Origin of the sequence: Plantactinospora soyae (assembly GCF_014874095.1) — a bacterium.
Classification (GTDB): domain Bacteria; phylum Actinomycetota; class Actinomycetes; order Mycobacteriales; family Micromonosporaceae; genus Plantactinospora; species Plantactinospora soyae.
The window spans coordinates 1,830,910-1,857,447 of the sequence record NZ_JADBEB010000001.1 but is presented as its reverse complement, the minus strand read 5'-3'; the positions used below and the strand labels follow the sequence as shown (position 1 = coordinate 1,857,447).

The following is a 26,538-nucleotide window of genomic DNA, read 5'->3' as shown; positions in this document are numbered from 1 at the left end:
TGTGGTGTCCGATCGGGGTCCGCACTATCCCTACCGCCCGGTCCGCTGGGTAGGGTGTGCGGTGCCCTGACGGACGGAGGCGATTATGGCGGCGGACCACCCTGAGGCGCCGGGGGACGACGTGACCGAGGGGAACCCGGCCGATCATTACGAGTCGATCCTGCTCGACGAACCCACCACCGCGGACCTGCGGGTGAAGGTGACGGAGGCGTGGCAGGAGTTCGCTCGGGCGCTCGCCGAGCAGATCCGCAGCCTGCCGCCGGGGGCGCAGGTCGCGTTGACCCTCGATCCCACCGCGTCCGGCACCGGCGACGCGGTCTACTCGGTGAGCATCGAGGTGGGCGACGACGATCGGATCGACGTACGGGCGGTGGGTAACGCCGCGCTGCCCCAGGGGTACCGGCTGGATCGGGCCGCGGTCGCCGACATGATCGCGCTCGGCTGGTCGCCACCCGGGGTGGTCGAGGGTTCCGGTGGCCACTTCGGGATCCGGGTCGGTACGGCCGACGCGGCCCGCCTCGCCACCACCGTCTCGCGAACCCTGCGTGACGTGTACGGCGCACCGCACCCGGCGTTCCTCGTCTTCCTGGTCCACGACGAGTCCGACGAGCCGATCGCGGTCGAACCGCTCGGCACCGCCCGGCCCGAGGTCGCCGCCGACCAGAACCTCGACCTCGATCTCGACGAGGCGCTCGCCGCCGCCCGGGCCGCCCAGGGCGGGGAGGAGACTCTGGCCCTGGAGGACCGGGTCCGGACCGTGGTCTCCGCGATGCTGAAGTCGTCGGCGGAACAGCTCCAGGTCGACTCGGACGGTGACATCGGCATCCGGGCCGGCTCGGCGATGGTCTTCGTCCGGGTCCGGGACAATCCTCCGCTGGTCGACGTCTTCTCGCCGGTACTCACCGAGATCGAGCCGACCGAGCAGCTCTACGTCAAGCTCTCCGAGCTGACGAACCGGATGCCGATCGGCCGGCTCTACTGCACCAACGACACCGTCTGGGCCTCCATCCCGGTCTTCGGCCGCAACTTCCAGGCCACCCACCTGATGCTCGCGGTGCAGGTGATGACCGGTCTCGCCGACGAACTGGACGACCGGCTGCATGGTGAGTTCGGTGGCCGGCGGTTCTTCGGCGAGGGCGACAAGCCGCAGCACCGCGATCCGGGCGAGCACCGCACCGGGATGTACCTGTAGCCGGTCGGATCTGATCCGGCGGGCAGCCCGCCGGATCAGATGCGGATCACGCCGAGCGTGCCCAGGGTGGCGAGGTCGGTGGCCTTGACGGCACCGTCGGAGACCGTCCAGAGCACGCCGTCGATCATGAGCGAACGGCGGATCGTTCCGTCCCGCTGCCCGGTCTGATCCGGCTGCACCTCGGCGTGGTCGACCCGGCCCGACTCGGTGAAGCCACCGTCGGTCACCCGCAGCACCAGCGCCCCGGAATTCGGTTGGGCCCTGCCGGCCGTCGACGCCGCGCCGGGCGAGTTCAGCGGTACCACCAGCGAGTTCGTCGCCGGCCAGTACAGGAAGGCGTGCGGGTCGAACTCGGCCTCGGAGTGGCCGAACCGGACGTGGTGCTGGGCGATCCGGGTCGGCTTGGTGAGGTCCGAGACGTCGAACAGCGAGATCTGGGTGCCCTGGGTGCGTCCCTGGGAGTTCGCCTCCTGGCCGATCCCGATCAACCGCCCCGCGCCGACCGGATGCAGGTACGCCGAGTACCCGGTGATCTTCAGTTCTCCGGTGACCTTCGGCGCCTTCGGGTTCCGCAGATCCACCGTGTAGAGCGGGTCGGTCTGCCGGAACGTCACCACGTAACCGATGCCCTCGGCGAACCGTACGCTGTAGATGCGTTCACCCTTGCCCAGCCCGGTGACCCGGCCCGTCTCGGTCAGCGTCCGGCCGTCCGCGCGCAGCACGTACACGGTGGAGCTGGACTTCGGGTTGTCCCCCCAGGTGCGACCGCTCGTGGTGGCGACCCGCAGGTGCCCGTCGAACTCGGAGAGCGCGTACTGGTTGATGACCCAGCCTCGGACGGTCGCGGCGGTGATATACCGGGGGCGGCCGGGACCCGAGGTGTCGAACTGGTAGATCTCGGTCTGCTCGTCCTTCGCCTCGGGTGCCAGATTGCTCCGGTCCAGGGTCGGCAGGACCCGCCAGCGTTGGTCGCTGGTGATGTAGAGCCGTGGCCCGTTGCTGTAGACGGTGTCGCCGTCGGCGGCGACCGTCACCGGGTCGCCGTCCCCGAGGCTGGCCGTGCCGAGATCGAAGCTGAGGATGGAGACCAGCGAGGTGCCGGAGTAGACCGCCGGCCGGCTCAGCCGGTCACAGCCGACCCGGCCGGTGCTGGTTCGGCCGTCGGGGGTGACGGTCTGGTAGCGGGGCAACCAGGCGTCGATTCCGGCCCCGTCCACGATCTTCCGGTTGGCGGCCAGGTTCTTCTTCTCGTTGACCGGCCCGTCGTTCTTGTTGAGCGGGAACTCCAGCCGGGGTCCGGACCGGACCACCACCCGGGCGGTCGCGCCGACCTGCCGGGCGTCGACCAGGTCGCCGTCGAAGCGGTACTCGCCGAGGATCTTCGGTGGGCCGGCGAGGTCGACCAGGACCAGCCGGGGACCGGTGATCGCGTCCCGGTCGATCGGCGGCACCTCGCCATCCCGGCGGATTCCGTCGAACACGCCCATGTTCTGGCCCCGGATCAGCACCAGTGCCCGGTCCCCGTGCAGCAGCAGGTTGGCGTCGGACCATCCGCCCTCCGGGCCGGAGTCCAGCTTCAGGGTGCCGGTCAACTGGCGACTCGCCGGATCGACCACCCGCAGCGTCCCCCGGCTGACCGTGACGATCCGCCGGCCGTCCGTCTTCACCAGGTCCGGCTCGTCCACCCCGGCCTCGTGGGTGTTGGTTCCCGAGTACGAGGGGGCGACCGCGCCCTTCGCGCCGGCGCTGTCGGCGGCGGCGGCCCGGTCGGTCCCGCCGGCATCGCTGCCCTGGAACTCCGGGCCACCCCGCTGCCGGCCGCCGTCGCCGAAGCCGTACGGCCCGACGTACGCCTTCGCGGCGGACCTGAGCTGCGCCAGCGCGTCCGCACACGAGTCGAAGGCGACGAGCCGGAACCCGCTGGCCGGTACGCCGGGATCGGCCGGTGGCGGGGTCGGCTCCGGATCGGCCGTGCACCCGGCGAGCAGGGTGCCGGACAGCAGGGCCAGGCTGGCGACCAGCGCGGTACCCACGCTGGCGGCTCGGGTTCCCCGTACGCGTCTCATGCCGGGTTCGACGCGCCGCCCCGCGTTCGCGTTCCCGGTCGATGCCCGGGTTCGGGGCCGGCCGCCCCGACGGTCCCGCCGAACCGGCCGCGTCGACGTCGGTCCGCCGGTCGCGCCGCCCCGGCCGCGTCGACGGTCGGTCCGCCGGTGCCGGGTACGGACACGGACCTGGTGCGGTCGGTGTCGACCGCACCAGGTCCCCTACCGTGCTGCTGCCGGATAGATCCTCAGTCCTGGGCAGGGACCGGGAGGATCACAGCGGCGGGTAGGCATTGGCGAGCAGCTCCTGGAACTGGGCCTCGAACCAGTGCCCGGAGAGCGGGGCGTCCGGCAGGGCGCCCGACATGTTGTTCTGGTTACGCGGGTTGCCGGTGTACGTCGGGTCGCACATCCGGTCGAAGCCCTTGCCCTCTTCGTTGTCGATCTCCCGGCTGGCGCCGTCCGACTCGCCCGGGGGCTTGATCCAGACGTACGCGTCGATGCCGTCCTCCGGGGCGGCGGTCGGCCGTTCGCCGATGCCGGCACCGGACTGGTTGCACCAGTTGCCGAGGTGGATCCGGCGGTCGATGCGGGAGTCGTTGACGAAGGTGTTCGGGTCGGACGAGGTGCTGGCGCTGGTCGGCCGCTCCGAGCCACCCCAGCCGTTGCGGGAGGTGTCGATCAGCATGCCGATGTCGGAGTTGAAGCCGACCGAGACGAGTTCGTCCCGGTACGCCTGGGCGTACGACAGTTCGTCGACGTAGTTGTTCCAGTCGACCCAGGTGGTGCTCTCCCGGACCGGCCGTCCGCCGACGACGGTGTTGGCGTCGAAGAACTCCTCGCGCAGCACGCCGTAGTTGGCGGTGTTGCTGATGAAGCCGTGTACGTTGTCGACGCTGCTGCCGTTGGCGGTCGCCGCCTCGTGGAACAGTTCCGCGGCCGGGCCGAAGTTGTCGTCCCAGCCGAGCCAGCCGTGGTGCCCGATGTCGATGTAGTTGTAGGTGTTCTCCAGCGCACCGAGCTGGGCCAGCGCGTAACCGACTCCGGCCACGTAGTTGCCGTTGGCGAGCATTACGTCGCACTCGGGGGTCGCGGTTTCCCGGGATCCGACGTTGGTGATCAGGTTGGGCAGCGAGTCGATCTCGATGATGTTGACGATCCGCAGGCTGGCATAGGCCGGATCGCTCATGATGTCGACGATCGGGTCGATGTACTCGGACTGGTAGATGTCGATTTCTTCCGGGCCCAGTTCGCCGTTGCTGGCCAGTGCGGCGCAGTCCCGGCCGGGCAGGTTGTAGATGACGACCTGGATCAGGTCGGCACCCTGCTCGACGGCACCGTCCAGGTGCTCCCGCAGGCCGCGGGCGCCCTGGGTGCCCTCGATCGCGGCGCGGCGGTCCATCCAGACGCCGGTGGGCTGGTCGGCGATCGCGGCACCACCGCTGGCGGTGGCCTTCGCGGCCCAGTCCGGGTTCACGTAGACCGTGGCGCCCTCGTACGGGTTGTCCACCCGGGGCGCCGCGCTGGCCGGACCGGCGTTGCCGGCGAGCATGCCGGAGACGAGGGTCAGGGCCGCGGCGGCGGCTAGTCCTCGACGTACCGGTGTCCACTTACCCCGAGGTAAGGGATTGGTTTCCATCGAATACTCCTTGTGACGGTCTCGACCGCCGTCGCGGTCCGGTCGGGACCACGCGACGGACTTTTCAGGTCGGTTCTGCGCTGGCCGATCACCCGCGTCCGCGGTCGGCGGGATTCGGCGTCGCGGTCGCCCATTTCCGGATATCGGTTGCCCTGGGCGACGTAATGTTCTTGCCCGGCTCCGCGACTACAAGTACCAATTGATGCCCATCATTACATGGGAACGCTCCCACTGCAACCAGTGGGAAACGGGACAGAAATATCATCGTGATCGAATGCCGCATCTACGCCGGTCAGGCCCAAAGTGGCGGAGCCCAAATCGATAGGGATCAAGTCCGCTCAAAGCCGCGTCGCGGCGGCCCTGAAGACGGCGGTGGTGGCGTACCGGCGGTGGCGGTGCGGGGCGGCGGTCAGGACGGCGCGGGAACTACGGTCGGTGAGTCGACCAGCCGGGACAGCACGATCATGCTGCGGGACGAGGTGACGAAGGGCTCGGCGCGGAGCCGCTCCAGCGCCTGCTCCAGATGTGCGATGTCGGCCGCCCGGAGGTGGACCAGCGCGTCGGCCTCGCCCGAGACGGTGTAGGCGGCGACCACCTCCGGATGCCGCCGGGTCGCCACGGTGATCTGGGTCGGGGTGGTCCGGCCGGTGCAGAAGAGCTCCACGAACGCCTCGGTGTTCCAGCCGACCGCCGCCGGGTCGATGACGGTGGTGAATCCCCGGATGACCCCGGCCGCCCGCAACCGATCGACCCGCCGCTTCACGGCCGGGGCCGAGAGCGAGACCCGGGAACCGATCTCCGCGTACGACGACCGGGCGTCGGCCACCAGTGACGCAATGATTCGCTGGTCTACCTCGTCGATCTGCAACGTTCTGCCTCTCGTAGACAACAAATTCGGCTGTTAGTTAACCTGTACCGTACCTACCCTTGGATTCGTGAACCAGCCGAGGATCCCAAGAAAGCGGACATATCTCCTGTGTCCGCCGGAGTACTTCACCGTGGAGTACGCGATCAACCCGTGGATGGACACCGCCACGCCGGTCGACCCGGAGCTGGCGGGCAAGCAGTGGCACCAACTGCGGGAGACGCTCCTGGACCTCGGCCACACGGTGCACGAACTGACTCCGGAACCCGGCCTGCCCGACATGGTCTACGCGGCCAACGGCGCCTTCGTGGTGGACGGCACCAGCTACGGCGCCCGGTTCCGGCACCGGCAGCGGGCCGCCGAGGCGACGGCACACCGGGCGTTCTACGACGCGTACGGCTGGCGGTTCGTCGCGCCCGCCGAGACCAACGAGGGCGAGGGCGACTTCACGTACCTGCCGGACGCGTACGGCGGACTGATCCTGGCCGGGTACGGCTTCCGGACCGAGTCCACCGCGCACGCCGAGGCGCAGGAGGTGCTCGGCCGTCCGGTCGTCTCACTACGGCTGGTGGACCCGCGCTTCTACCACCTGGACACCGCGCTGGCCCCGCTGGACGACCGGAACATCGCCTACTTCCCGGGGGCGTTCTCGGTCGCCGCCCAGCGGGTGCTGGCCCAGCTCTTTCCGGACGCGATCCTGGCCGACGAGACCGACGCCTTCGCCTTCGGCCTGAACCTGGTCAGCGACGGCCGGCACGTGATCCTCAACAGCGAGGCAACCGGGATGGCGGCCAAGGTCGCGGCGGCCGGCTACACGCCCGTACAGGTCGAACTCTCCGAGCTGAAGAAGGGCGGCGGCAGCGTCAAGTGCTGCGTCGCCGAACTCCGCCCCTGACCCGAACTCTGTTCCCGAGCCGGGCCTGCCTCCGCCCCCCTGAGGTGGGCCCGGCTCTCCCTCTTCGAAGCCGGGCCCGACATCGCGTCGGGCCCGGACTCCGCGGATCGCGCGTCAGCCGAGCGTCGCCAGCTCGTTGATCATGACGTTGGAGAGCACCCGCCCGTCGAGCTGCACCCGACGCAGGTACCACTTCTGCTGTGGCGTACGCGGCTGGTTGAACTGCCACGGGCCGCGCGGGCTGGCGACCTGCCCCACCTTGCCGAGCGCCAGGTTGAGCTGTAGCGGGTCGAGGTCGGATCCGGCGATCCGGATCCCCTTGTCCAACACCTGCGCGGCGTCGTACGAGGCCATCGCGTACGTCGTCGGCGGCGAGCCGTGCGCCTTGCGGAAGGCCGAGGCGAACCGCCGGTTGGCGGCGTTGTTGAGGTCGGCCGAGTAGTTGAGCGAGGTCATGATGTTCCTGGCCTCGTTCTCCTTCAACTGGCCGAGCACCGTTCCCTCGGTGAGGAAGCCCGGGCCGTAGATCTCCTTGCGGTAGCCCGCCCCGTACAGCCGCTTGAGGAACTCGACGGCGGAGTCGCCGTAGAAGTAGCAGTAGATCGCGTCGGGATTCCGGTCCATCAACTGGTCGATTTCGTTGGCGTACGCGTTCCGGGCCGGCTTGCCGGCGATGTGCCGGGCCCAGATGACGGGGTCGGCGATCCGGTCGTCGGACTCCCCGAAGCTCTGCCGGAAGCCCTGGACGGCGTCCTGCCCGGCGTCGTACTGCGGAGCGATGATCGCCACCCGGCCGCCAGCCGGAATCCGGTCCTTCATGTACGGCGCCAGCGCCCGGCCCGCCTCGTCGTTAACGTACGAGGTACGCCAGATGTATACGACGCTCTGCAGGGTCGACGGCGAGGCGTTGGACCCGATCAGGGGCACCTTGGCCTGTTCCACCGCATCCCGCAGGCCCAGCATGACCGAGGAGTTGACCACGCCGGTGAGGGCGAGGACGCGCTGTTTGAGCAGTCCGTCCAGCGCGGCGTTGGCGGTCGCGACCGTCTCGCCCTCGTCGGCGATGACCAGCTCGACGGGGTGGCCGCCCAGCCGCTGGTCGTTCAGGTCGAGATAGAGCTGGAACCCTCGCACCATTTCGTCGCCAACCGGCTTGTAGCTACCGGACTGTGCGGTAATCATGCCGATTCGAACGGGTACGTCGCTGACCACTTCGCCCGACTCGTTGGTGGTGGCCGGCCGGCTGCATGCGGCAGCCAGTCCCGTAGCGCCTAGCGCGCCCAGAAGTTTGAGCGCTTGTCGGCGGTCCATTTGCGACACGGATTTCCTCCCAGAGCGGCGCTAGGGTTCGCAGCCCCTCCGGGGTTCTACCGGCTACGGGAAGCTGCGTCAATGGAATCTGATCATCCTGGCATCGAATGTAACCCGGCTATCACCGCAGACCAGACGCCCGATTCCGGATCTACGAGCCCGAAATGCTCGGAGTCCGGCAACTCGACCATTCGTAACTCCGCGCCGCATCGACGGGCCTCGGCAGCGTACCGGCGGCTCATCTCCACGGGTACCTGCCGGTCCAGTGTTCCGTGCAGGATCACCGTACGGACCTGCGGCGGAGCGTTCCGCGCCGGGTCCGTAGCGGCGTACCGCTCCGGGACGTCGTCGGGACCGCCGCCGAGCAGGGCGCCGACCGCCCCACCGTCCAGGTCGAGCCGGTACGCCTGCCCGAGGTCGACGACGGGCGCGAGGGCGAGCACCCCGCGTACGCCGGCCGGGTTCCGCAGGGCGTACCAGAGTGCGAGGTGCCCGCCCGCGGAGTGCCCGAGCAGGATCGGCGGGCCCGGTGCCATCCGACCGGTCGGCATCGCGGCCTCGGCCAACGCCGGGACGGCGTCCACTCCGGCGGCGACGTCGTCGAAGGTGCCCGGCCATCCGCCGCCCGGCTGGCCGGTCCGGCGGTACTCCAACTGGGCCACCGGATAGCCCCGGGCGGCGAGGTCGGCGGCGAGCGGTCCGGTGTGCCGGCGGTCGTACTCGGCCCGCCAGAAGCCTCCGTGTACGACCACCACCAGCGGGCGGGGCGGCCCGGCGGCGGTGCCGGGCCACCTCAGGTCGGCGATCTGCTCCGGATCCGGCCCGTACCCGACCCGGGCGTCCGGTGGCGGCGCCGGCCGGTCGAGCACCGCGCGCGGATCACCGGTCGACCCGGCGGCTTCGGTCGACGGCACGACCGACGGACCCGCGATCGGGTCCGTCGGGCCCTCGCCCCCGGGGCGGTCCGGACCCGGTGACCTGGTGCGGAAGCTCTCGGCCATGGCGGTGACCGTACCGGGCCCGGCTCCGGCGGGGGCCGCCGTGGTCCCGGCGCACGCCGGGTGGGTGGCTTGCGCGAAGATGGGAGCATGACCGACGTGCCACGTTCCCAGAAAGACAGCGACGAGTCGGCCACGGCGGAGAACCGACCCGGCAGCACCGTGCTGGTGGTCGGCCCGGACGGCCGTCCCGTCGGCACCGTCGCGACCGACGGCGAATCGGCCGACGAGGACCCCGCGCGGCTGATCGAGCAGCCGGCCAAGGTGATGCGGATCGGCAGCATGATCAAGCAGTTGCTGGAGGAGGTCAAGGCCGCCCCGCTGGACGACGCCAGCCGGCAGCGGCTCCGCGAGATCCACCAGCGCTCGATCGTCGAGCTCGAGGACGGGCTCGCGCCGGAACTCCGCGACGAGCTGGAGCGGCTGTCCCTGCCGTTCGGTGAGGGCACGCCGAGCGAGGCGGAGCTGCGGGTCGCCCAGGCGCAGCTGGTCGGCTGGCTGGAGGGGCTGTTCCACGGCATCCAGGCCGCGCTGGTCGCCCAGCAGATGGCGGCCAGGATGCAGTTGGAGCAGATGCGCTCCGGCGGGCGCCCGGCGCTACCGGTGGGCCCCGGTTCGGCGATCCCCGGCATGCCCGGCGGCGCTCCCGGCCCGGGTCAGCCCGGCGACGTCCCGGGCCCCGGCCAGTACCTCTGACCGGCGCCCGGCGGGATCCCGCTCAGGCGTTCTCCGGGGCGGGATCCGGCTGGTCGGCGGTCGCGAGCAGCGCCTCCAGGTACGCGGCGACGCCGTCCTCCTCGTTGCTCGCCGTCACCTCCCCGGCGATCTCCAGTACCGCCGGATGGGCGTTGGCCACCGCGACCGCCCGGCCGACCCAGGTGAGCATCGGTACGTCGTTCGGCATGTCCCCGAAGGCGATCACGTCATCGGCGTCCACCCCCAGCTGGGCGCAGTACCAGGCCAGTCCGGCCGCCTTGGTGACTCCGGCCGCCGAGATCTCGATCAACCCGGTGTACGACGAGTGGGTCGCCTCGGCCAGCCCGGCCAGCGCGCCGGCCACCACCTTCACGAAGACGTCCGGATCCTGGGTACCGGCCCGGGCCAGCAGCTTCACCGCCGGGGCCGAGAGCAGGTCCTCCGCCGTCTCGATGGCCTGGATTCCGGGGTAGCCCCGGTCCCAGTTCAACAGGTACTCGGCCTCGTGCCGCAGCTCCCGCCCGTCGGTGACCTCCACGGCGAAGTTCACCCCCGGCACCTCGGCCCGGAGCCGTCGTACCACCTCGGCGAGCAGGTCGGGGGCGAGCGGGTCGGCCCGGAGCACCCGGTCGGCGATCGGGTCGTACACCACCGCGCCGTTGGCGCAGATCGTCGGCAGCGGTGCGCCGAGCTGCTCGTACACGAGGTGCAGCCAGCGGATGGGGCGGCCGGTGACCAGGACCACCCCGATGCCCTCGGCACAGATCCGGGAGAGCGTCTCGACGGTACGCGCGCTGAGCGTCTTGTCCTTGTGCAGCAGCGTGCCGTCCAGATCCGTGGCCACCAGCCGGGGTAGTCGTCCCATCAACGGGAGAGTAGTCGATCGAGGTAGACCGCTACCCCGTCGTCGTCGTTGCGGAGCGTGACCTCGTCGGCGGCCCGTCGTACCAGTGGGTGGGCGTTCGAGACGGCCACCCGGCCCCAGCCGGCCCACTCGAACATCGGCAGGTCGTTGGGCATGTCGCCGAAAACCAGGACCTCGGCGGGGTCGACCCCGAGCGTCTGGGCGACCACGGCGAGCCCACTGGCCTTGTCCACGCCGGGCGGGCAGATCTCGATGAACCCGAGCCCGGCCTGGGTGATCGACGCCTGCTCCGGCGGTACGACCCGGCGTGCCGTGTCGAGCAGGGCGTCCACGTCATGGTCCGGGGTACGGGCGAACGCCTTGATCACGTCCGTGTTCAGGCAGTCGAGCCGGGTCCGTACCTCGAACCGGTCCTGGTACGGCCAGGCCGGGTCGAAGTCGCCCCAGAGCGGGTCGTCCGGACCGTCCAGCGCCTCGACCATCACGGTCATCGGGCCCACCTCGGCCTCGATCGCGAGCAGCAGCTCGGCCAGGTCGGCGCCGGGCAGGCGTACGTCCCGGAGCACCACCGGTCCGGCCGGATCGGTCTGGTCGACCACCCGACCGCCGCCCGCCATCACCAGGAAGTCGGCCGCCCGGATGTCGTTGCGGGTCAGCTCGGCCAGCCGCGGTCCGCGGCCGGTCGCACCCACCACCGGGATGCCGGCGGAACGCACCCGGTCCAGCACCTCGTGGGTGTACGCCGACACTGTCTCGTCGGTGCGTACCAGCGTTCCGTCGAGATCGGTGGCGATCAGCTTCGGCAGTCCGGGTCGGGGCATGACTCCTCCTTCGCCCCGCCCGCCGGCCCCGGTGAACTGCCGGAACGCGCTCCTACCGGGTCAGCCGGCGGTGACGGGGCAGCAACCGTATCTCACCTTGTGGGGTCGCTCCATGACTTTTGTGTGAAGTGATCCTCACCTATTGGAGATCAGTTCGGTTCGAGTACGTCCCGGCCGCCGAGGTACGGCTGGAGGGCCTTGGGGACCCGTACCGAGCCGTCCGGCTGCTGGTGGTTCTCCAGGATCGGCACCAGCCAGCGGGTGGTGGCCAGGGTGCCGTTGAGGGTGGCGGCCACCTGCGGCCGGCCCTGCTCGTCCCGGTACCGCACGTTCAGCCGGCGGCCCTGGAAGGTGGTGCAGTTGGAGGTGGAGGTGACCTCGCGGTAGCGGCCCTGCGACGGCACCCAGGCCTCGCAGTCGTACTTGCGGGCCGCGCTGGTGCCCAGGTCGCCGGCTGCCACGTCGATCACCCGGTACGGCACCTCGACCTTGGCCAGCATCTCCTCCTCCCAGGCCAACAGCCGGAGGTGCTCGGCGTGCGCCTCCTCGGGCCGGCAGTAGGAGAACATCTCGACCTTGTCGAACTGGTGTACCCGCATGATGCCCCGGGTGTCCCGGCCGTACGACCCGGCCTCGCGGCGGAAACACGACGACCAACCGGCGTACCGGACCGGTCCGGCGAGGTCCAGGATCTCCCCCGAGTGGTACGCGGCAAGCGGCACCTCACTCGTGCCGACCAGGAACAGGTCGTCGGCTTCGAGCCGGTAGACCTCGCTCGCGTGTGAACCGAGGAACCCGGTGCCCTCCATCGACTCGGGCTTGACCAGCGCCGGCGTGATGGTGGGGATGAAGCCGTACTCCACCGCCTGGGCGATGGCGAGTTGCAGCAGGCCGAGCTGGAGCAGCGCGCCGACGCCGGTGAGGTAGTAGAACCGGCTGCCGGACGTCTTGGCGCCCCGTTCGACGTCGATCGCCCGCAGCCCCTCGCCCAGCTCCAGGTGGTCGCGCGGGTTCTCGATCTCGGGCTTGGCGCCGACCTCGCGCAGCACCACGTAGTCGTCCTCGCCGCCGGGCGGGGCGCCTTCCTCGACCACGTTGGGGATCGCGTACTGCGCCCGGCGCAGGGTCGCGTCGGCCTCGGTGACCGCCGCCTCGGCCGCCTTCACCTCGGTGGAGAGTTCCTTGGTCCGGCGCAGCAGCTCGGCCTTCTCGTCGGCCTCGGCCCGGGGCATCCGCTTGCCGAGCTGCTTCTGCTCGGCCCGGAGCGCCTCGAACCGACCGACCGCCGAGCGCCGCTGCTCATCGGCCCGGAGCAGGTCGTCGACCACGGACTCGGACTCGCCACGGGCCCGCTGGCTGAGTCGTACGGTTTCCGGATCGTCGCGGAGCAGACGCAGGTCAATCACGGGAACCGAGCCTACCGGTGGGCGCCGCCGAGGGTGTATCGAGATACGCCTCCGTGGGACGCGGTGCGGTCAGTGGGTGAACGGCTTGGTCGGAGTGACGGTCAGGTCGATCGGCGCCGAGCGGTCGTCGCCGTCGTCCGGCTCCGGCTCCGAGGCCGACCGGGGGCGGCGCCACGGCCAGTCGCTCTCCTCCGGTGTTGCCGGGCCGGTCGGGGTACCTCCGCCGTCGCCCGGCCCGGTGGCGGTGCCGGTGCGCCGGACGAAACGCCCCGCGAGCAGCAGGGCCAGGCCGAGTCCACCGGTGCCGACGTACGCCATGACGAGGCCCTGGCCGTACTCGATGGTCAGTCCCTCCAACTCGCCGTACACCTGCCAGCCGTTGGTCAGCGAGTCCAGCGAGCCGGTGACGGCGACCAGCACCCCGAGCACCACGGCGCTGAACGTCAGGCCGAGTACCCGCGCGTTGTGCCGGATTCCCGGGGATCCGAAGAAGACCAGTGCGAGACAGCCGATCATCCCGAGCACACCGAACAGGTACGCGGTGCCGAACGTGGCCAGCTCGCCTACGCCGCTGGCCAGTTCGACCGGGCTGTCGGACGAGGTCCCCTCGGTCGGCATGATGGTGACCGTCCAGTCACCGAGCAGCGAGGCGAAGACCGCCCCCGCGCCGAGGATTCCGACCACCGGCACCAGCCGGGCGTCCCCGCCGAGCCGGGAGATGGCCAGGTTGGCGAGCCGGCCGCCACGGGGGCGCTCGCCCCACGACACGATGCTGGGGGTGTCGGTTGTGGTGTCGATCTCGTCACGCGGCTGCGGAGGATCGTCCGGAGCGGATTCCTGGCGTCCGGCCGACCGGTCCTGTCGGGGGATCGGGAGGTCGGAAGACATCGCTGGCCCCTTCCACGGCGCGCTCTTGGGTCGATGATGTCACAGCATCCGCCGGTGCCACCCCCGCCGCTCCGCGCCGATCCGCCGCCGCGCGTCCGGTCGTGGCCGGTGTCTTCCACGGGGTCGTCGCGCCGCCGGGCGCTTTGAGCTAGCGTCGGGACCATGCCTATCCGCACCGCTTCCGCCCGCTGGCAGGGCAATCTCACCGAGGGTTCCGGCACGATCCGCACCGGCAAGGGCGGATTCGAAGGAGCCTATTCGTTCAAGTCCCGCTTCGAGGAGGGTGAGGGCACCAACCCCGAGGAGCTGATCGGCGCGGCCCACGCCGGATGCTTCTCGATGGCGTTCTCCAAGGCACTGGCCGACGCCGGGTTCACGCCCACCTCGGTCGAGACCACCGCCCAGGTGCACCTGGACAAGACCGACGCCGGCATGACCGTGACCCGGATCGACCTCGACACCGTCGGCGCGGTACCCGGGATCGACGAGGCTCAGTTCGCCAAGCTGGCCGAGGGGGCGAAGGCGAACTGCCCGATCTCCCGACTCCTCTCGCCGGGCGCCGACATCTCGCTCAACGCCCGTCTCTCCGCCTGACCTGACACGCCAGATCGCGATGATCGGGGCACAACCGCGCCGGGCCGACGCTCCGGCGGGGGTGACAAGTCCCTGGTCATCGCGATCCTTTCAGGTTCGGGCCGGCGGGCGGGCGGTGCCCGACCCGACCGGTGCCGGCCGGACCCTCGGGTCGCGAGCCCCCATGCCGGACGAACGGGTGCGGCACAATGGGTGCCGTGCCAGTCGAGATGAGCCGCGAGCGCTTCGAGGAACTGGTCGCCGAGGCCCTCGACGAGGTGCCGGAGGAACTCCTCGGCCTGATGAGCAACGTCGTCATCCTGGTCGAGGACGAGTCGCCCGAGGACGGGCCGGAGCTGCTCGGCCTCTACGAGGGGCACGCGCTGACCAGCCGTGGCTGGGACTACGGCGGGGTGCTGCCGGACCGGATTCTCATCTACCGGAACCCGATCCTGCGGATCTGCGACAACGACGACGACGTCGTCGACGAGGTGGCGATCACGGTCGTACACGAGATCGCCCATCACTTCGGAATCGACGACCACCGTCTGCACGAACTCGGCTGGGGCTGACCCGGGCCTGCCGGCCGCCGGACCGGACGGCTTGCGCCGGTTGCCTACCCTCGGTCATCCACCCGTCAGGAGGCACGTCATGCGCAGCGAGCTGTTTTCCGCAGAGAACCTGGAGAAGGAGTCCGCCCAGCCAGGGATGCGGCTACAGAACTCCAAGATGCTGAAGATCGAACTCAACGGCGAGGCGATGGCCCGGGTCGGCTCGATGGTCGCGTACCAGGGACAGGTGCAGTTCCAGGCGTTGGGCTCCGGCGGGATCGGCAAGTTCCTCAAGCAGAAGCTCACCGGCGAGGGTGTCCCGCTGATGAAGGTCACCGGTCGGGGGGACGTCTTCCTCGCCGACTACGCGGCGGACGTACACCTGATCGACCTCGAACCCGGTGACGCGCTGTCGATCAACGGCTCCAGCGTGCTGGCCTTCGACTCCAGCCTCCAGTACGACATCAAGATGGTCGGCGGTGCCGGCATGATGTCGTCGTCCGGCCTGTTCAACTGCGTCTTCACCGGGTACGGCCGGATCGCCGTCACCACCAAGGGCACTCCGGTGGTGCTCAACGTCGACCAACCGACGTACGTCGACCCGCAGGCGGCGGTCTGCTGGTCGGCCAGCCTCCAGACCGGCTACCACCGGGCCGAGCAGCTCGGCCTCGGCACGCTGCTCGGGCGCCGGACCGGGGAGGCGTACACGATGAGCTTCGCCGGCCAGGGTTTCGTGGTCGTCCAGCCGTCCGAGGAGCCGCCGATCCAGGGCAGCGGCCAGCAGGAGCAACAGAGCGGCGGACTGCTCGGCGGTCTGCTCGACTGAGCGAGCCGGGCCGGGGCGCCCTCCTCGGGGCTCCCTCGCGGCCGGGACCGGCGTCAGCTCGGGGCGGCCCGCGGGATCAGGAGAGTTCGCCCGAGCGCAGCCGGGACAGCCAGGCCGCCGCGTCGGCGTAGTCGACGTCGGAGAGCCCGGCGGGCGCCGGGACCGGCCGGTCCGGCCCCGAGGCGGTCCAGCGATGCCTCGGGTACGACCCCAGGAAGCGCACCTCGGCGCAGATCCGGCGCAGCCCCTGCAACGCCTCACCGACCCGGTCCTCGGCGACGTGCCCGGTGCAGTCCAGGAAGAAGGCGTACCGGCCGAGCGCCTCACCGGTGGGCCGGGACTCGATGCGGGTCAGGTTGACCCCGCGTACCGCGAGTTCCATCAGCACGGCGAGCAGCGCGCCGACCCGGTCATGGGCGATGTACACGGCCAGCGAGGTCAGGTCGTCGCCGGTCCGTGGCGGCGGCGGGCCGGGCCGGCTGAGCAGCACGAACCGGGTGACCGCGTCGTCATGGTCGGCGATCTTGTCCGCCAGTACGTCCAACCGGTGCCGCCCGATGCTGAACGGCGCGCAGATCGCGGCGTCCTGTTGGCCGTCGGCCGCCGCCGCTGCCGCCGCGGCGTTGGACAGGACGTCCACCACGGCAGCGTCCGGCAGGTGGTCCCGGAGCCACCGCCGGCACTGGGTCGACGCCTGCGGGTGCGCCGCCACCGTGCGTACCCCGGCGAGCGGCTGCCCCGGGCGGGCGGTGAGGACGAACTCGACCGGCAGCACCACCTCACGCGTGATCACCAGGGGAGCGCCGTCGACCATCTCGTCGAGGGTGATCGCGACGGCACCACCGACGGAGTTCTCCAACGGCACCAGGGCCGAGTCGGCGTCCCCGGTCCGGACCGCGTCCAACGCCTCCGGAACGCTGCGTGCCGGCGTACGGGCACCGCGTTCGGCCGCGGGGATGGTGCGCAGCGCCTGTTCGGCGAAGGTTCCCGCGGGGCCGAGGTAGACGAAGCGGGTCGGTGGAGTTCCGGGCATGACACCCAGCCTACAAACCTCCGACGGTCGACGGCGCCGCGTCGCAGGCCGCGGTGCGGATCGGGGTCGGCGCCTCGGTACGTACCCGGATCGTGCAGACCTCGGTCCCGGCCGTGACCAGCCGCAGGGCGCTTCCCCGACCGGTCGTCACCGCCTGCAACGGCTCGCGGCCGGCGACCGTGACGACGCTGAACTGCCAGTTCGCCGCGCACAGTGGGCCCACCGAATAGCTGACCCGGGCGCTGCCCGGCAGGTTGGCCGAGCGTCGGAGCAGGGCCGTCACCTGCGCCTGGGTCGGGTTGCCGGCACAGGGGACGAGCCCGCTCGGGCTCGTCGGGGAGACCGTCGTCGGCGGCGTCGGGGTCGGGACGGGGGTCGGGGTGGCGGTGGCCGTCGGGGTGGGCGTGGGCCCGGCCGACGGGGAGGATTGTTGCAACTCGGGCGGCACCCCACAGGCCGCGGTCGCGACACAGCCGATCAGGGCGAGGCTGCCGGCGATCAGGGCGCCGACGGCACGGGAGCGGCCCGCTGGGAAGTCGGGCGAGGGGGGACGGAACACGGCCGGGTCCTCGGGCATAGGTGGCTGCCATGGTGCATTCGGCGGGGTGGCCCGGCCAATGCTAGGCCGTGGTACCGGCCGGCCGCCCCTCAGGTGGCGACCCGGTGTCCGAACTGGGTGAGCGCGGCGAGCGCCTCGGCGAGGCGTACCGAGGGCACCAGCAGGTAGTCGGTGTCGTACGTCGAGAACGCCACGATGTTGACCCGGGCGTCGGCCATGGGCACCACCAGGGAGGCGAGGATCCCGGTCAACGCCAGGTCGAGCGGCCCCACCACGCGCAGGCAGCGCCACGGGGTCTCGACCGTGGCGGCGTCCGGCACCCGGTCGGTCCGGCAGATGATCGACACCTCGTCCGCGGTCCAGGTGACGGAGAGGAGCCCGGAGGACGCCGGGTCGCTCAGCAGGCCGGCGGGTACCGGTGAGTCGGCGGGCAGCCGGCACACGGCGTACTCCTCCGGCAGCAGAGCGATATCCAGCATGAGGAGACCTTACGGTGAGTCGGACATCAGCCCAACACCGCCGGCCCATTGACCAGCGCGTCGGCGTGGCGACCCGGCGGAGGGGGCCGGTGGCGGCCGGGCGGGTCGAGGCTCAGACCTCGGCGAAGAAGGTCAATGAGCCGGCCACGGCGCCGTGCGCCAGGATCGGGGTGGTGATCGCGTCGAAGGTGGTGTCCGAGCCCTCCGCGCCGCAGCGCACCCGCAGTAGGCCGCGGGCGAGCCGGCCCGAGGCGAGGGCGAGCAGCGGCGGGATCTTCTCGACGTCCTGCTCCGTCAGCTCGCCGCGCGCGGCCGTGAAGTCGAGCAGCCGCAACTCGCTGTCCAGCAGCGCCCGGCCGATGGCGTCGAGCGGGGTGCCGAGCCCGAGCAGATGGCAGCAGGAGGACGAGACGGCCGCGATGGTGGTGCTGCGATCGATGAGCAGGCATGGTTCCGCGGCGGTCGACACCGTGTCCGACCATCGGGCGAAGCCGTCCGGGTCGATCCGGCGATCGGCGTCGGCGAAGCCCTCGGACTCCTGATCCAGCGACGAGGTCGCTGGCGACACGAACGCCTCCGAGATCGAGAGCTCGACGTGGGCCACCGCGCCTCCTATTTACCTCACCACTTGCCCACGCTAGCCGGTGTCACCCGGGAGCCGCGACCCCCGGGACACCACCGGCCAGTTGGGCCATCCCGCAGCCCCCCGCCGGTGCACCCCGCACCCCCGCCCCGGAGGGCGATGGCCGGGCGCCGCCGGAGCGGGTGGCGTCGGCTGGTGACGCTACCGGCGACTGGCCCGCTTGTCAGCCGCCGTTCGGCCCTCCTCGTACCACCGGTAGTCCGCCGCCGACCGGTACGGGGCGTTCAGCCAGGTAGAGGGGGTCTGGGCGACCCGGGACAGCTTTTCCGCCGTGGCGGCGCTGATCCGGTTACCGCCCGCAACGAGCAGTCGGTCGAGTTCCCGGTGGGTGGCCACCAGGCACTCCTTCGGCAGCCCGTACACGCTGATGACTCCGGAGCCGACGAAGGTCAGCACCGGGGTGACCGGAATGGTCAGGCCGACGGCGTTGGAGAGCGCCTTCGCGGCCCGCTTCGCGTCCCGGCGCGCCTCGGCGATGTACGACGGGCGCTTGCCGTTGATCTGCACGACGTCGCCCGCGATCAGAACCCGGGCCCGCCCGTGGTCGGCCACGGTGACCGCGAAGAGGCCGCTGGGGCCGATCGCGAGGAACCCGGCACGATCGTCCCGGGACCGGTAGTCCAGGTCGAGCATGCTGGTCTCGGTCAGCTCGGTACGCGGCCAGTCGACCACGTGCCACGATGGACCGAGGTGGTCGAGTCGACTCAGTGCCCTGGCTCCGGCCGCCTCGATCCGACGGGCGTCCCGTTCGGCGCGACGTCGACGGGCCCAGTCCATCGGTGTCGGCCGTGCGGCCTCCAGCGGTGGAAGTGGTTGAACCGGTGCGGATGGTAGGGCCCGGGCGGCGGGTACCGCCGAGCGTGTAGAAAAGACAGTCATCGTGACCTCCGGCAAAAGGTCCCTCGAAGTTATCTCCTCACTACGGTACGTGGCCACACCTAGGGAGCGGCAAGTCGAAGCGCCGGAGTGAGTGTGGATGAATGCCCCATTCATCCGAAGCCCTTTTTCCCGGATGGTGCCAACTGCTGCCCTACGCTGCGAAGATGACCCATTTCGTGGACAGCGAGGTCGGGCGACTGGGCACCGTACTTCTGCATCGTCCCGGACCTGAACTCGCCCGACTCACGCCTCGGAACAACGACTCGTTGCTCTTCGACGCCATCCCGTGGGTCGGGCGGGCCCAGGAGGAGCACGACGCCTTCGCCGCCGCGCTACGGGAGCGCGGGGTCGAGGTGCTCTACATCGGAACGCTGCTCGCCGAGACGCTGGCGGTGGCCGACGCGCGGGCCGAGCTGACCGAGCGGGTGCTCCGGACGCCCCGGCTGGGCGACACCCTGCGCCGCCGGGTCGGCGAGCATCTGTCGTACCTGGATCCGGCCGCGCTGGCCGGAGTGCTCATCGCCGGTCTGGCCCACGAGGAACTGCGGCTCGGCTGGGACCGGGGCGGCGGTCTGGTCTACCGCCTGATGGACCGGCTCGACTTCGTGATCGACCCGCTGCCGAACCTGCTCTTCGCCCGGGACTCGTCGACCTGGATCGGCGACCACGCGGCGGTGACCAGCCTGGCCATGCCGGCCCGCCGTCGGGAGACCAGCCTGACCGACGCGATCTACCGGCACCACCCACGGTTCGGCGGCACCGCCTTCGTCTACGGACCCGGCCTGGAACACCTGGAGGGCGGCGACGTACTGCTGCTCGCGCCCGGGGTGCTGGCCGTGGGGGTCGGGGAACGCACCACGCCGGCCGGGGCGGAGCGGCTGGCCCGCCGGGTCTTCGACGCCGGCCTGGCCCACACCATCCTGGTCGTGCCGATCGCACAGGAGCGCGCCACGATGCACCTGGACACGGTGTGCACGATGGTCGACGTCGACGCGGTGCTGATGTACCCCAACGTGGCGGACACGCTCTCCGCGTACACCGTGGTCGCCGATGCCGAGGGCGAACTACAGATCGACGGGCCGGCGCCGTTCCTGCGCGCGGCGGCGGACGCGATGGACCTGGCGACGCTACGGGTGATCGACACCGGCCTGGATCCGGTGACGGCGGAACGCGAGCAGTGGGACGACGGCAACAACACCCTCGCCATCGCCCCCCGGCTCTGCGTCGCGTACGAGCGCAACGTCGAGACGAACGCGCAGTTGGAACGGGCCGGCATCGAGGTGATCAGGATCGCCGGATCCGAACTCGGCTCGGGTCGGGGCGGACCACGCTGCATGTCCTGCCCACTGGTCCGGGAACCACTGCACCGGGCGGCCGATGGCCCGCTGCCTGCCTGACCGCGCGGACCCGCTCCGGTCGCCGGGGGGAAGGCGGCGAACCGGAGCGGGTCACTCGGGTGACGAGACAGGTCAGCGACGACGCGGTACCCAGTAGAGGAGCTGGCCGACGATCAGCGCGGGGTGGGTGTCGGGCAGTTCTTGCAGTGCACGGGCGAGGTGGGCACCGAGGTACATCATCAGCCCGACCCGGTCGCCCTCGAAGCCGATGAGCAGGGACAGGCGTGCCGGCGGGCACGGCCAGGGATGCTCACACTCGCGGCAGTCGTAGGTCTCGGCCGGGAGGTGTCCGCCCGCTCGGCGTTCGCGGATCCGCCGTCGGGCGGCGAACCGCTCCCAACGCACCCGGGGCCCGATCATCGGTCACACCCGTGAACCGTGCCGGACACGATGTTCCTGCGCCGGGGTGTGGGCTCCCGCGCGGCTGTTGGCCAGGTGCGGGTGGGCGGGGGCGTTCCAGATGGGCCGCTGGTTGGTCGCCCGGGTCCGGGACGGTTCCGGCGGGGCGTACGGCGTCAGGCATCGGCAGTACCGCCAGAGGCGCCACCATGCCCGGCGGTGTCGGGGCTTGACCTTGCGAGCGTGTCTCATCTGGCTGCCTCCCGTCGGCGACGTGGGTGCCGGGGGCGGCGCCAGTCCCTGGCACTGGCACCGCCCCCGTGGGCGCTCCGTCCGGCGTGGAAGGTCACGGGACCCGAGCGGAGCGCTTGACATCCACCTTGAGTCCATGACGGGTTGTAGTGAAAGATGTGCGCACAGCAATATAGATGTCTATAGCATTCCCCTCTGTACATGGGAGCAGTACGTGAACGAACTCCGGGAGATCCTTAGAAAGCAGCGGATCGGGCGCCGCATGACACAGGCGCAGCTCGGCAGGAAGATCAAGGTAAGTGCCTCGCTGATCGCCGCGATCGAGCAGGGCCGGCTGATTCCCCAACCCGAGACGGCTGCCCAGTTGGACCAGTTCTTCGGCACCGACGACGAGATCCAGCGGGCCGCGGCCGTGGCCCGGCAGGATTCCCGACCACCTTGGCTACGCCCGTGGACGGAGCACGAGGAACGCGCAACCCTGCTCCGCTGGTGGGAGCCCCTGCTCCTGCCGGGCCTGCTCCAGACCGAGGAGTACGCACGCGTCCTGTTGCATGGCGGCTGGTTGTCGGAAGACGTGATTGATCGAACCATCCAGGTCCGGCGAGAGCGGCAGACCGCCACCGTCAATAGACCCACGCCGCCGACGCTGTCCGCCATCATCGGCGAGTTTGCGCTGACCTGCGGGCCGGTTGAGGTGCGCCGTGAACAGCTCAAGCAGCTGCTGGACATGAGCCAGCGATCGACGGTGCAAGTGCTCGTGGTGCCCCGGTCCGCCGGTCTCCATTCCGGCCTTCAGGGCGCGTTCGTGCTGGCGACGCTCCCCGCGAGCCGCCGCGCCGGCTACGTCGACGATCAGCTTCGAGGCCGGGTGGTGACGGACGGCGGAGACCTGGACCAGTTGGAAGTATCGTGGGAGATTGTCAGCGGGCTGGCCCTACCGGTGCAGCCGTCACGAGACCTCCTCCAGAGAGCGATCAACGACCATGACTGACCTGGCGCCACGCTGGCGCAAGAGCACCCGCAGTGGGACCAACCAGGGTGCGTGCGTCGAGGTGGCCGACAATCTGCCCGGCCGGGTCCTCGTTCGGGACACCAAGGACCGCGACGGGGGCACGCTGGCTTTCGGACCGGCGGGCTGGCAGGCGTTCGTTGACCTGGCGAAGCGGATCGGCTGACCGTCCACGACGACAGACGAGGCCCCCGGCGGAAACGCCGGGGGCCGTCTTTTCGTTCTGGTCGCAGAAGTGTGCCGAGCCTGGCCAGATCTTGACGATCTCCTGCCGTTCCAGGCGCGACAAGTCGTCAAGGTCTGAGCGGCACCCGGCTAGCGGAGCGTGAGCTGACGGCCGACCAGGCCCTGCTTCGCCCGACGGGCGGCGGCGTCCAGCGGGGCCGGGTCGGCGAGCGCGGCGGCGTACCGCTTCGCGACGTCCGCCAGCGGGGCCTCCCAGGACTCCGGCGCGGCGTCCCGGGGAAGGTCCCACACCGGTACGAGTCGACCGTGCGCCCGGAACATTCCGGCGAACCGGGTCTGTTCGCCCAGCGGCAGCTCGCCCGCGGCACCCAGCCGGGACAGTGCGTCGAGCGCGGCGTCCTCGTCGTCGGGCAGCACCCAGCGGACGTGGCTCTTGTCGCTGACCCGGCACCAGTAGGCGGCCGGCGCGGCCTCCAGCCGGGACGTCGGATAGATCGAGGCGTTCGCGCGTTCGAGTGACGCCTTGACGTTGGGGTCGTCGCCGGCCCCCGGGTCGACCCAGAACTCGAAGCCGTCGTGCATCGTGATGTCGAGCGGCCCGTCGACCAGGACGTCCTGCAACCTCGGGCCCTCGCCGGGCAGCGCCGGCACGGAGACCGTCGCGCCGGGCTCGGTCCGCAGCGCGCAGAGCAGCGCCTCGGCGAGGTCCCGGGACGCGTCGCCGGACTGCACGTGCCGTTGCAGGCCGATGAAGACCTGCCCGTCCGGCCTGCTGACCGCCGGCGTGGCCATCGGCAGCACGGTGGCCAGGCTGACCGGCCGGTCCCCGAACTGCTCGACCAGGTCGGCGGTGAGCCTCAGCGGGGCGGTGGCCGCCGGCACCAGCTCGCGGAGCGCGATCCATTCCGCCTCGTCGGTGAGCCCCTCGAAGGGCCGGGGTACGAAGATGTCACGTACCTTCTGCCGCTTCCCGGCCCTGGCGGCCCGGTCTCCCCCGATCGTGCTTCCCCCGATCGCGAAGCTGGTCGCGTCCGCCGAGGCGGACCGGGAACTCTTTCGACGCTTGCTCACGGCGAGACAGCCTATGCGCATCCGGTCCGGGCCGCGCGCCCGGCGGCGGATCCGGTGTCGGCGGGCCAGCCAACTCGTCAGCGGTTTCGGGCGTTGACGGGTCAGCCGACCGGAGCGAGTTCCCGGCCGGCGGGGTGGGCCAGCCGGGCCCAGACGCTCTGTCCCAGCCCGTCCCGTTCGACTCCCCAGCGGGCGGTCAGCGCGGCCACCAGGAACAGCCCCCGGCCGTCGATCGCCTCCGGGCCCACCCGGCGCAGTTGTGGCGGAGCCGTCGCGCCACCGTCGGTGACCCGGATCTCCACCACGTCGGCCGGCGGGCCGGGGCGCAGCGACCAGGCCAGCCGGATCAGCCCACCGGGCAGCGGCTCGGCGTGCCGTACGGCGTTGCCGAGGAGTTCGGCGGCCACCATCTCCACGTCGGCGAGCAGCGCCGCCGGAACGACCCCGGTCAGCTCGGTGGCGAGGCGGTGCCGGGCGCTACGGGCGCCCTGGGCGTCGTGCGGCACCATCACGCACCACGAGCGCTCGGTAAGGACGGTAGACACTCCTGGCGCCTCCTCAGCGGCCCGCCGGGTCACGTGGCGCCCCGGTTCAGCCTCGGGGCAGTCGCACCTCTGCGACCGTACCGCCGCCGTCGCGAGGGCGGAGCGAAACCCAACCGTTCTGTCGCTCGACGATCCGGCGGACGAGATAGAGACCCAGGCCGGCACCCGGGTAGCGGCGCCGGTCACCCGACTCGCCCTGCCAGAACCGTTCGAACGCGCGCTCCACATGCTCGGGACGTACCCCGATTCCCCGGTCGCTCACCCGGAATGCCACGGTGCGTTTGTCCGCCTCCGCGGTCAACTGCACCGGCGAGCCGTCCGGGGAGTATTTTCCGGCGTTCGTGGTCAGCTCGGTCAGCACGGTGGCCAGACTGGCGCGGTCGCCGAGCGCCTTCGGCAGGTTGTCCGGAAGCCGGAGGACGAGCCGGTGGCGCAGGTCGGCGGGAAGGTCGGTCGCCGCCGCGCGCAGGGTCTCGACCAGATCGAAGGGTACGGGTGGCGAGCCGCCGACCGGCCCGACGTCGTTGGTGGTGGAGAGCAGTCGGTCCACCAGCCGGGCCAGCTCACCGGCCCGCTGGCCGATCAGCCCCGCCGCCTGGCGCCGGTCCGACTCGGTGAGCGACTCCCAGTGCGTGTCGAGGGTGTCTGCGTACCCCTTGATCACCGTGACCGGGGTACGGAGTTCGTGGCTGGTGACGGCCACGAAGAGGTCCCGGTCGTGATCCCGGATGTGCTGGTCGCTGCTGTCCCGGAAGGTGACCACCCGGGCCGCGCCGGCACCGGGCAGCTCCCCCGAGGTGATCTTCAACCATCGCCCGTCGGGCAGCCGGTGGTCGAGCACCTGGCCGGGCGGCGGCACCGGGAACGGCAGGGGGCGGTCGAGCAGTTCCGCCGCCCGCAGCCCGGTCACCTTCTCGGCCGCCGGATTCCAGAGCTGGACCGTACCGTCCCGGGTGACGATCGCCAGGCCGTCGGCGAGCGCCGCGACCACCGTCCCGTCACCGTGCACCGGCAGGCCCGCCTGGTCGCCGTACATGTGTGCGGCGGAGGCGGCCAGGTACCCGAGCGCGGTCTGGTACTCGACATCGTCGGAGCGGGTGGCGTCCTGGTACAGCGCGTAGAGGGTGCCGATGGTCAGCCCACCGACCTCCGCCCGAGCCGAGATCATGTGCCGCAGGCCGCGTCCGTCCAGTTGTTCGGCCAGTTCCTCCGGCAGGACGTCGACGCTCAACGCCTGCACCCGGGGACCGCACAGCAACTCGGTGGCCGTCTCGTCGAGCGCCGCTATCGGGCGGCCGACCGCCCAGTCGGCCGCGCCGTTGGCGGAGACGACCCGGCCGCCGCTGGGGCCGTACTCCACGAAGGCCATGCCGGCCGCGCCGAGGGCCTGCCCGGCGACCTGGAGCAGACGGTTGAGCACCGGAAGGCCGACCTCACCGGCGTTGAGCATCTCGATGACGTCGGCGTGCCCGGCGATCAGGCAGGGATAGTCGGGGTGTTCCGGCATGCCCCGAGTCTGCCTCTTCGGCCTGGCTTTGGGCAGTAGCGCCATTCCGCCGTGTGACTTCCGGCGCCCGTGAGCGGCCCCGGTGTCGTCGGTGTCCGGGTATCGCCCGGGCGGGTCAGCGGCCCAACCGGTCGAGGATCAGCGCCGGGCGGTCGGTGATGATCCCGTCCACGCCACGGGCCAGCGCCAGATCGAGTTCGGGGACCTCGTTGACGGTCCAGACGTAGACGCGGTTCCCGGCGGCGTGCAGCGCCGGGACGAGACGCGGACGGGTACGGAGCAGCTTGAGGCTCGGGCCGGCGATCTGGGCGCCGAACGGCAGCCGCCCCCGCCGCAACCCGGGCGGTAGGACGTCCAGCAACAGCACGGTCGACAGCCGTGGCGCCAGCCGCCGGACCTGTCGTACGGCCAGCGGCGAGAACGACATCACGGTCACCCGTACCGGATCGCCCGGCCGGGGGTCCGCCAGGCCGTGCCGGTGCAGCATGGCGACCAGCCGCCGCTCGACCTCGGAGCCGTACCGGGTCGGATGTTTCGTCTCGATCAGCAGCTCGACCTCGCGCCCCGCCGCCCGGACGGCCCGGAGCAGGGTGTCCAGGGTGAGCAGGCGGGTACGGTCCGGATCCGCCGGAACGTCGCCGTCGACCGCCCCGCCGGTGTGCCACGACCCGTAGTCGAGCTGTTCCAGTTCGGCGAGCGTGTGTGCCCCGACCCGTCCCCGGCCGTTGCTGGTCCGATCCAGCCGACGGTCGTGTACGCAGACCAGGTGACCGTCCCGGGTCAGCCGGACGTCGCACTCCAGACCGTCCGCGCCCTCATCGAGGGCCTGCAGGTACGCGGCCAGGGTGTGCTCCGGCATCGTCACCGAGGAGCCCCGGTGCGCGAAGACCAGCGGTCCGGTCCGGAGCCCGGATGCCTCGCCGGGAAGCCGCGCCGTCCCGCCGGGAAGGCGCGGCACCGGCGCCCGCAGCCCCGGCTCGCTCCGGGCGCTCCCGAGCCGACTCGCCGACCGCCACTGCGGGGCCCGCGACCCCGGCTCGCTCCTCGCGCTCATGGATATATGCGGCG

At 71.2% G+C, this 26,538-nt stretch carries 28 protein-coding genes; 9 read left to right on the top strand and 19 right to left on the bottom strand.

The features are described 5' to 3' along the window. The first annotated feature begins 85 nt into the window (after window positions 1–85). The gene (locus H4W31_RS08265; protein ID WP_192766122.1) at window positions 86–1,192 is read left to right on the top strand and encodes a T3SS (YopN, CesT) and YbjN peptide-binding chaperone 1; all 1,107 of its coding nucleotides are present in this window, start codon (window positions 86–88) and stop codon (window positions 1,190–1,192) included. Between the two features lie 35 nt (window positions 1,193–1,227). Here the strand turns inward: H4W31_RS08265 and H4W31_RS08260 are convergent, their stop codons facing one another. The 3 genes from H4W31_RS08260 to H4W31_RS08250 form a co-directional block, all read right to left on the bottom strand. Further along, window positions 1,228–3,258 (bottom strand): beta-propeller domain-containing protein, encoded by a 2,031-nt coding sequence (locus H4W31_RS08260; RefSeq protein WP_192766121.1) that lies wholly within the window; start codon window positions 3,256–3,258, stop codon window positions 1,228–1,230. Window positions 3,259–3,511: 253 nt separating this feature from the next. Next, window positions 3,512–4,876 (bottom strand): glycoside hydrolase family 6 protein, encoded by a 1,365-nt coding sequence (locus H4W31_RS08255; RefSeq protein WP_192766120.1) that lies wholly within the window; start codon window positions 4,874–4,876, stop codon window positions 3,512–3,514. A 409-nt stretch (window positions 4,877–5,285) separates the two neighbouring features. Continuing rightward, window positions 5,286–5,744 (bottom strand): Lrp/AsnC family transcriptional regulator, encoded by a 459-nt coding sequence (locus tag H4W31_RS08250; RefSeq protein WP_192766119.1) that lies wholly within the window; start codon window positions 5,742–5,744, stop codon window positions 5,286–5,288. Window positions 5,745–5,811: 67 nt separating this feature from the next. On the opposite strand from H4W31_RS08250, the gene ddaH reads away from it, so the two are divergent. Next, window positions 5,812–6,636, top strand: a complete 825-nt coding sequence (gene ddaH, locus H4W31_RS08245; RefSeq protein WP_404825567.1) for a dimethylargininase — start codon at window positions 5,812–5,814, stop codon at window positions 6,634–6,636. A 114-nt stretch (window positions 6,637–6,750) separates the two neighbouring features. Here ddaH and H4W31_RS08240 read toward each other — a convergent pair whose 3' ends face one another. Together H4W31_RS08240 and H4W31_RS08235 are read right to left on the bottom strand one after the other, a co-directional pair. Next, the gene (locus H4W31_RS08240; protein ID WP_192766118.1) at window positions 6,751–7,956 is read right to left on the bottom strand and encodes an ABC transporter substrate-binding protein; all 1,206 of its coding nucleotides are present in this window, start codon (window positions 7,954–7,956) and stop codon (window positions 6,751–6,753) included. A gap of 83 nt (window positions 7,957–8,039) precedes the next feature. Continuing rightward, on the bottom strand, window positions 8,040–8,948 hold the full coding sequence (locus H4W31_RS08235; protein WP_192766117.1) for an alpha/beta hydrolase family protein: 909 nt from the start codon (window positions 8,946–8,948) through the stop codon (window positions 8,040–8,042). 87 nt (window positions 8,949–9,035) lie between these two features. Between H4W31_RS08235 and H4W31_RS08230 the strand changes: the two genes are divergently transcribed. Continuing rightward, window positions 9,036–9,641, top strand: a complete 606-nt coding sequence (locus tag H4W31_RS08230; protein WP_192766116.1) for a bacterial proteasome activator family protein — start codon at window positions 9,036–9,038, stop codon at window positions 9,639–9,641. A 22-nt stretch (window positions 9,642–9,663) separates the two neighbouring features. Here H4W31_RS08230 and H4W31_RS08225 read toward each other — a convergent pair whose 3' ends face one another. The 4 genes from H4W31_RS08225 to H4W31_RS08210 all read right to left on the bottom strand — a co-directional run bounded on the left by H4W31_RS08225 (window position 9,664) and on the right by H4W31_RS08210 (window position 13,621). Next, window positions 9,664–10,506, bottom strand: a complete 843-nt coding sequence (locus tag H4W31_RS08225) for an HAD family hydrolase (protein WP_192766115.1) — start codon at window positions 10,504–10,506, stop codon at window positions 9,664–9,666. Continuing rightward, window positions 10,506–11,327 carry an HAD-IIB family hydrolase gene (locus tag H4W31_RS08220; protein ID WP_192766114.1) on the bottom strand — a complete coding sequence of 274 codons (822 nt, stop codon included), beginning with the start codon at window positions 11,325–11,327 and terminating at the stop codon, window positions 10,506–10,508. Before H4W31_RS08220 ends, H4W31_RS08225 begins: the two co-directional genes overlap by 1 nt. A 149-nt stretch (window positions 11,328–11,476) precedes the next feature. Beyond that, window positions 11,477–12,733, bottom strand: coding sequence for a serine--tRNA ligase (gene serS / locus H4W31_RS08215; protein ID WP_192766113.1), 1,257 nt, complete (start codon window positions 12,731–12,733; stop codon window positions 11,477–11,479). Between the two features lie 69 nt (window positions 12,734–12,802). Then, on the bottom strand, window positions 12,803–13,621 hold the full coding sequence (locus H4W31_RS08210) for a hypothetical protein (RefSeq protein ID WP_192766112.1): 819 nt from the start codon (window positions 13,619–13,621) through the stop codon (window positions 12,803–12,805). Between the two features lie 162 nt (window positions 13,622–13,783). Between H4W31_RS08210 and H4W31_RS08205 the strand changes: the two genes are divergently transcribed. The 3 genes from H4W31_RS08205 to H4W31_RS08195 all read left to right on the top strand — a co-directional run bounded on the left by H4W31_RS08205 (window position 13,784) and on the right by H4W31_RS08195 (window position 15,571). Further along, window positions 13,784–14,215 carry an OsmC family protein gene (locus tag H4W31_RS08205; RefSeq protein ID WP_192766111.1) on the top strand — a complete coding sequence of 144 codons (432 nt, stop codon included), beginning with the start codon at window positions 13,784–13,786 and terminating at the stop codon, window positions 14,213–14,215. Between the two features lie 188 nt (window positions 14,216–14,403). Continuing rightward, entirely contained in the window at window positions 14,404–14,766 is a 363-nt protein-coding gene (locus H4W31_RS08200; protein ID WP_192766110.1) for a metallopeptidase family protein, read from the top strand. A 79-nt stretch (window positions 14,767–14,845) separates the two neighbouring features. Continuing rightward, window positions 14,846–15,571: an AIM24 family protein gene (locus H4W31_RS08195; protein ID WP_192766109.1), complete on the top strand. Its 726-nt coding sequence runs from the start codon at window positions 14,846–14,848 to the stop codon at window positions 15,569–15,571. A 76-nt stretch (window positions 15,572–15,647) separates the two neighbouring features. Here H4W31_RS08195 and pheA read toward each other — a convergent pair whose 3' ends face one another. From pheA to H4W31_RS08170, 5 genes are all read right to left on the bottom strand, one after another. Continuing rightward, window positions 15,648–16,604 (bottom strand): prephenate dehydratase, encoded by a 957-nt coding sequence (pheA, locus tag H4W31_RS08190; RefSeq protein ID WP_192766108.1) that lies wholly within the window; start codon window positions 16,602–16,604, stop codon window positions 15,648–15,650. A gap of 10 nt (window positions 16,605–16,614) precedes the next feature. Beyond that, the gene (locus tag H4W31_RS08185) at window positions 16,615–17,163 is read right to left on the bottom strand and encodes a hypothetical protein (RefSeq protein WP_318783087.1); all 549 of its coding nucleotides are present in this window, start codon (window positions 17,161–17,163) and stop codon (window positions 16,615–16,617) included. 89 nt (window positions 17,164–17,252) lie between these two features. Next, a complete protein-coding gene (locus H4W31_RS08180) occupies window positions 17,253–17,642 on the bottom strand; it encodes an ACT domain-containing protein (RefSeq protein ID WP_192766107.1) in 390 nt (129 codons plus the stop codon). Between the two features lie 112 nt (window positions 17,643–17,754). Beyond that, on the bottom strand, window positions 17,755–18,246 hold the full coding sequence (locus H4W31_RS08175; protein ID WP_192766106.1) for a hypothetical protein: 492 nt from the start codon (window positions 18,244–18,246) through the stop codon (window positions 17,755–17,757). A 180-nt stretch (window positions 18,247–18,426) separates the two neighbouring features. Further along, complete coding sequence (locus H4W31_RS08170) at window positions 18,427–19,164, bottom strand: hypothetical protein (protein ID WP_192766105.1); 738 nt, start codon at window positions 19,162–19,164, stop codon at window positions 18,427–18,429. Window positions 19,165–19,328: 164 nt separating this feature from the next. Between H4W31_RS08170 and H4W31_RS08165 the strand changes: the two genes are divergently transcribed. Continuing rightward, window positions 19,329–20,561 (top strand): arginine deiminase, encoded by a 1,233-nt coding sequence (locus H4W31_RS08165; RefSeq protein ID WP_192766104.1) that lies wholly within the window; start codon window positions 19,329–19,331, stop codon window positions 20,559–20,561. Window positions 20,562–20,633: 72 nt separating this feature from the next. Here the strand turns inward: H4W31_RS08165 and H4W31_RS08160 are convergent, their stop codons facing one another. Next, the gene (locus H4W31_RS08160) at window positions 20,634–20,921 is read right to left on the bottom strand and encodes a flavin reductase (protein ID WP_192766103.1); all 288 of its coding nucleotides are present in this window, start codon (window positions 20,919–20,921) and stop codon (window positions 20,634–20,636) included. 445 nt (window positions 20,922–21,366) lie between these two features. Here H4W31_RS08160 and H4W31_RS08155 point away from each other — a divergent pair, with 445 nt between their 5' ends. Beyond that, window positions 21,367–22,143, top strand: coding sequence for a helix-turn-helix domain-containing protein (locus tag H4W31_RS08155; protein WP_192766102.1), 777 nt, complete (start codon window positions 21,367–21,369; stop codon window positions 22,141–22,143). Further along, window positions 22,136–22,327: a DUF397 domain-containing protein gene (locus tag H4W31_RS08150; RefSeq protein ID WP_192766101.1), complete on the top strand. Its 192-nt coding sequence runs from the start codon at window positions 22,136–22,138 to the stop codon at window positions 22,325–22,327. The genes H4W31_RS08155 and H4W31_RS08150 overlap by 8 nt, the downstream gene beginning before the upstream one ends. Window positions 22,328–22,476: 149 nt before the next feature. On the opposite strand, the gene H4W31_RS08145 is transcribed toward H4W31_RS08150, so the two are convergent. From H4W31_RS08145 to H4W31_RS08130, 4 genes are all read right to left on the bottom strand, one after another. After that, window positions 22,477–23,418, bottom strand: a complete 942-nt coding sequence (locus H4W31_RS08145; protein WP_318783086.1) for a DUF5926 family protein — start codon at window positions 23,416–23,418, stop codon at window positions 22,477–22,479. Between the two features lie 101 nt (window positions 23,419–23,519). Further along, complete coding sequence (locus tag H4W31_RS08140) at window positions 23,520–23,996, bottom strand: ATP-binding protein (protein ID WP_404825566.1); 477 nt, start codon at window positions 23,994–23,996, stop codon at window positions 23,520–23,522. A 13-nt stretch (window positions 23,997–24,009) separates the two neighbouring features. Continuing rightward, entirely contained in the window at window positions 24,010–25,470 is a 1,461-nt protein-coding gene (locus H4W31_RS08135; RefSeq protein ID WP_192766100.1) for a sensor histidine kinase, read from the bottom strand. Between the two features lie 115 nt (window positions 25,471–25,585). Next, window positions 25,586–26,524, bottom strand: a complete 939-nt coding sequence (locus H4W31_RS08130) for a glycerophosphodiester phosphodiesterase (RefSeq protein WP_192766099.1) — start codon at window positions 26,522–26,524, stop codon at window positions 25,586–25,588. Window positions 26,525–26,538: the final 14 nt, after the last annotated feature.

Coding starts and splice junctions, on each gene's coding strand:
- H4W31_RS08265 (WP_192766122.1), top strand. CDS start 86: ATGGCGGCGGACCACCCTGAGGCGCCGGGGGACGACGTGACCGAGGGG.
- H4W31_RS08260 (WP_192766121.1), bottom strand. CDS start 3,258: ATGAGACGCGTACGGGGAACCCGAGCCGCCAGCGTGGGTACCGCGCTG.
- H4W31_RS08255 (WP_192766120.1), bottom strand. CDS start 4,876: ATGGAAACCAATCCCTTACCTCGGGGTAAGTGGACACCGGTACGTCGA.
- H4W31_RS08235 (WP_192766117.1), bottom strand. CDS start 8,948: ATGGCCGAGAGCTTCCGCACCAGGTCACCGGGTCCGGACCGCCCCGGG.
- H4W31_RS08230 (WP_192766116.1), top strand. CDS start 9,036: ATGACCGACGTGCCACGTTCCCAGAAAGACAGCGACGAGTCGGCCACG.
- H4W31_RS08225 (WP_192766115.1), bottom strand. CDS start 10,506: ATGGGACGACTACCCCGGCTGGTGGCCACGGATCTGGACGGCACGCTG.
- H4W31_RS08220 (WP_192766114.1), bottom strand. CDS start 11,327: ATGCCCCGACCCGGACTGCCGAAGCTGATCGCCACCGATCTCGACGGA.
- H4W31_RS08210 (WP_192766112.1), bottom strand. CDS start 13,621: ATGTCTTCCGACCTCCCGATCCCCCGACAGGACCGGTCGGCCGGACGC.
- H4W31_RS08205 (WP_192766111.1), top strand. CDS start 13,784: ATGCCTATCCGCACCGCTTCCGCCCGCTGGCAGGGCAATCTCACCGAG.
- H4W31_RS08200 (WP_192766110.1), top strand. CDS start 14,404: ATGGGTGCCGTGCCAGTCGAGATGAGCCGCGAGCGCTTCGAGGAACTG.
- H4W31_RS08195 (WP_192766109.1), top strand. CDS start 14,846: ATGCGCAGCGAGCTGTTTTCCGCAGAGAACCTGGAGAAGGAGTCCGCC.
- pheA (WP_192766108.1), bottom strand. CDS start 16,604: ATGCCCGGAACTCCACCGACCCGCTTCGTCTACCTCGGCCCCGCGGGA.
- H4W31_RS08180 (WP_192766107.1), bottom strand. CDS start 17,642: ATGCTGGATATCGCTCTGCTGCCGGAGGAGTACGCCGTGTGCCGGCTG.
- H4W31_RS08170 (WP_192766105.1), bottom strand. CDS start 19,164: ATGACTGTCTTTTCTACACGCTCGGCGGTACCCGCCGCCCGGGCCCTA.
- H4W31_RS08165 (WP_192766104.1), top strand. CDS start 19,329: ATGACCCATTTCGTGGACAGCGAGGTCGGGCGACTGGGCACCGTACTT.
- H4W31_RS08160 (WP_192766103.1), bottom strand. CDS start 20,921: ATGATCGGGCCCCGGGTGCGTTGGGAGCGGTTCGCCGCCCGACGGCGG.
- H4W31_RS08150 (WP_192766101.1), top strand. CDS start 22,136: ATGACTGACCTGGCGCCACGCTGGCGCAAGAGCACCCGCAGTGGGACC.
- H4W31_RS08135 (WP_192766100.1), bottom strand. CDS start 25,470: ATGCCGGAACACCCCGACTATCCCTGCCTGATCGCCGGGCACGCCGAC.
- H4W31_RS08130 (WP_192766099.1), bottom strand. CDS start 26,524: ATGAGCGCGAGGAGCGAGCCGGGGTCGCGGGCCCCGCAGTGGCGGTCG.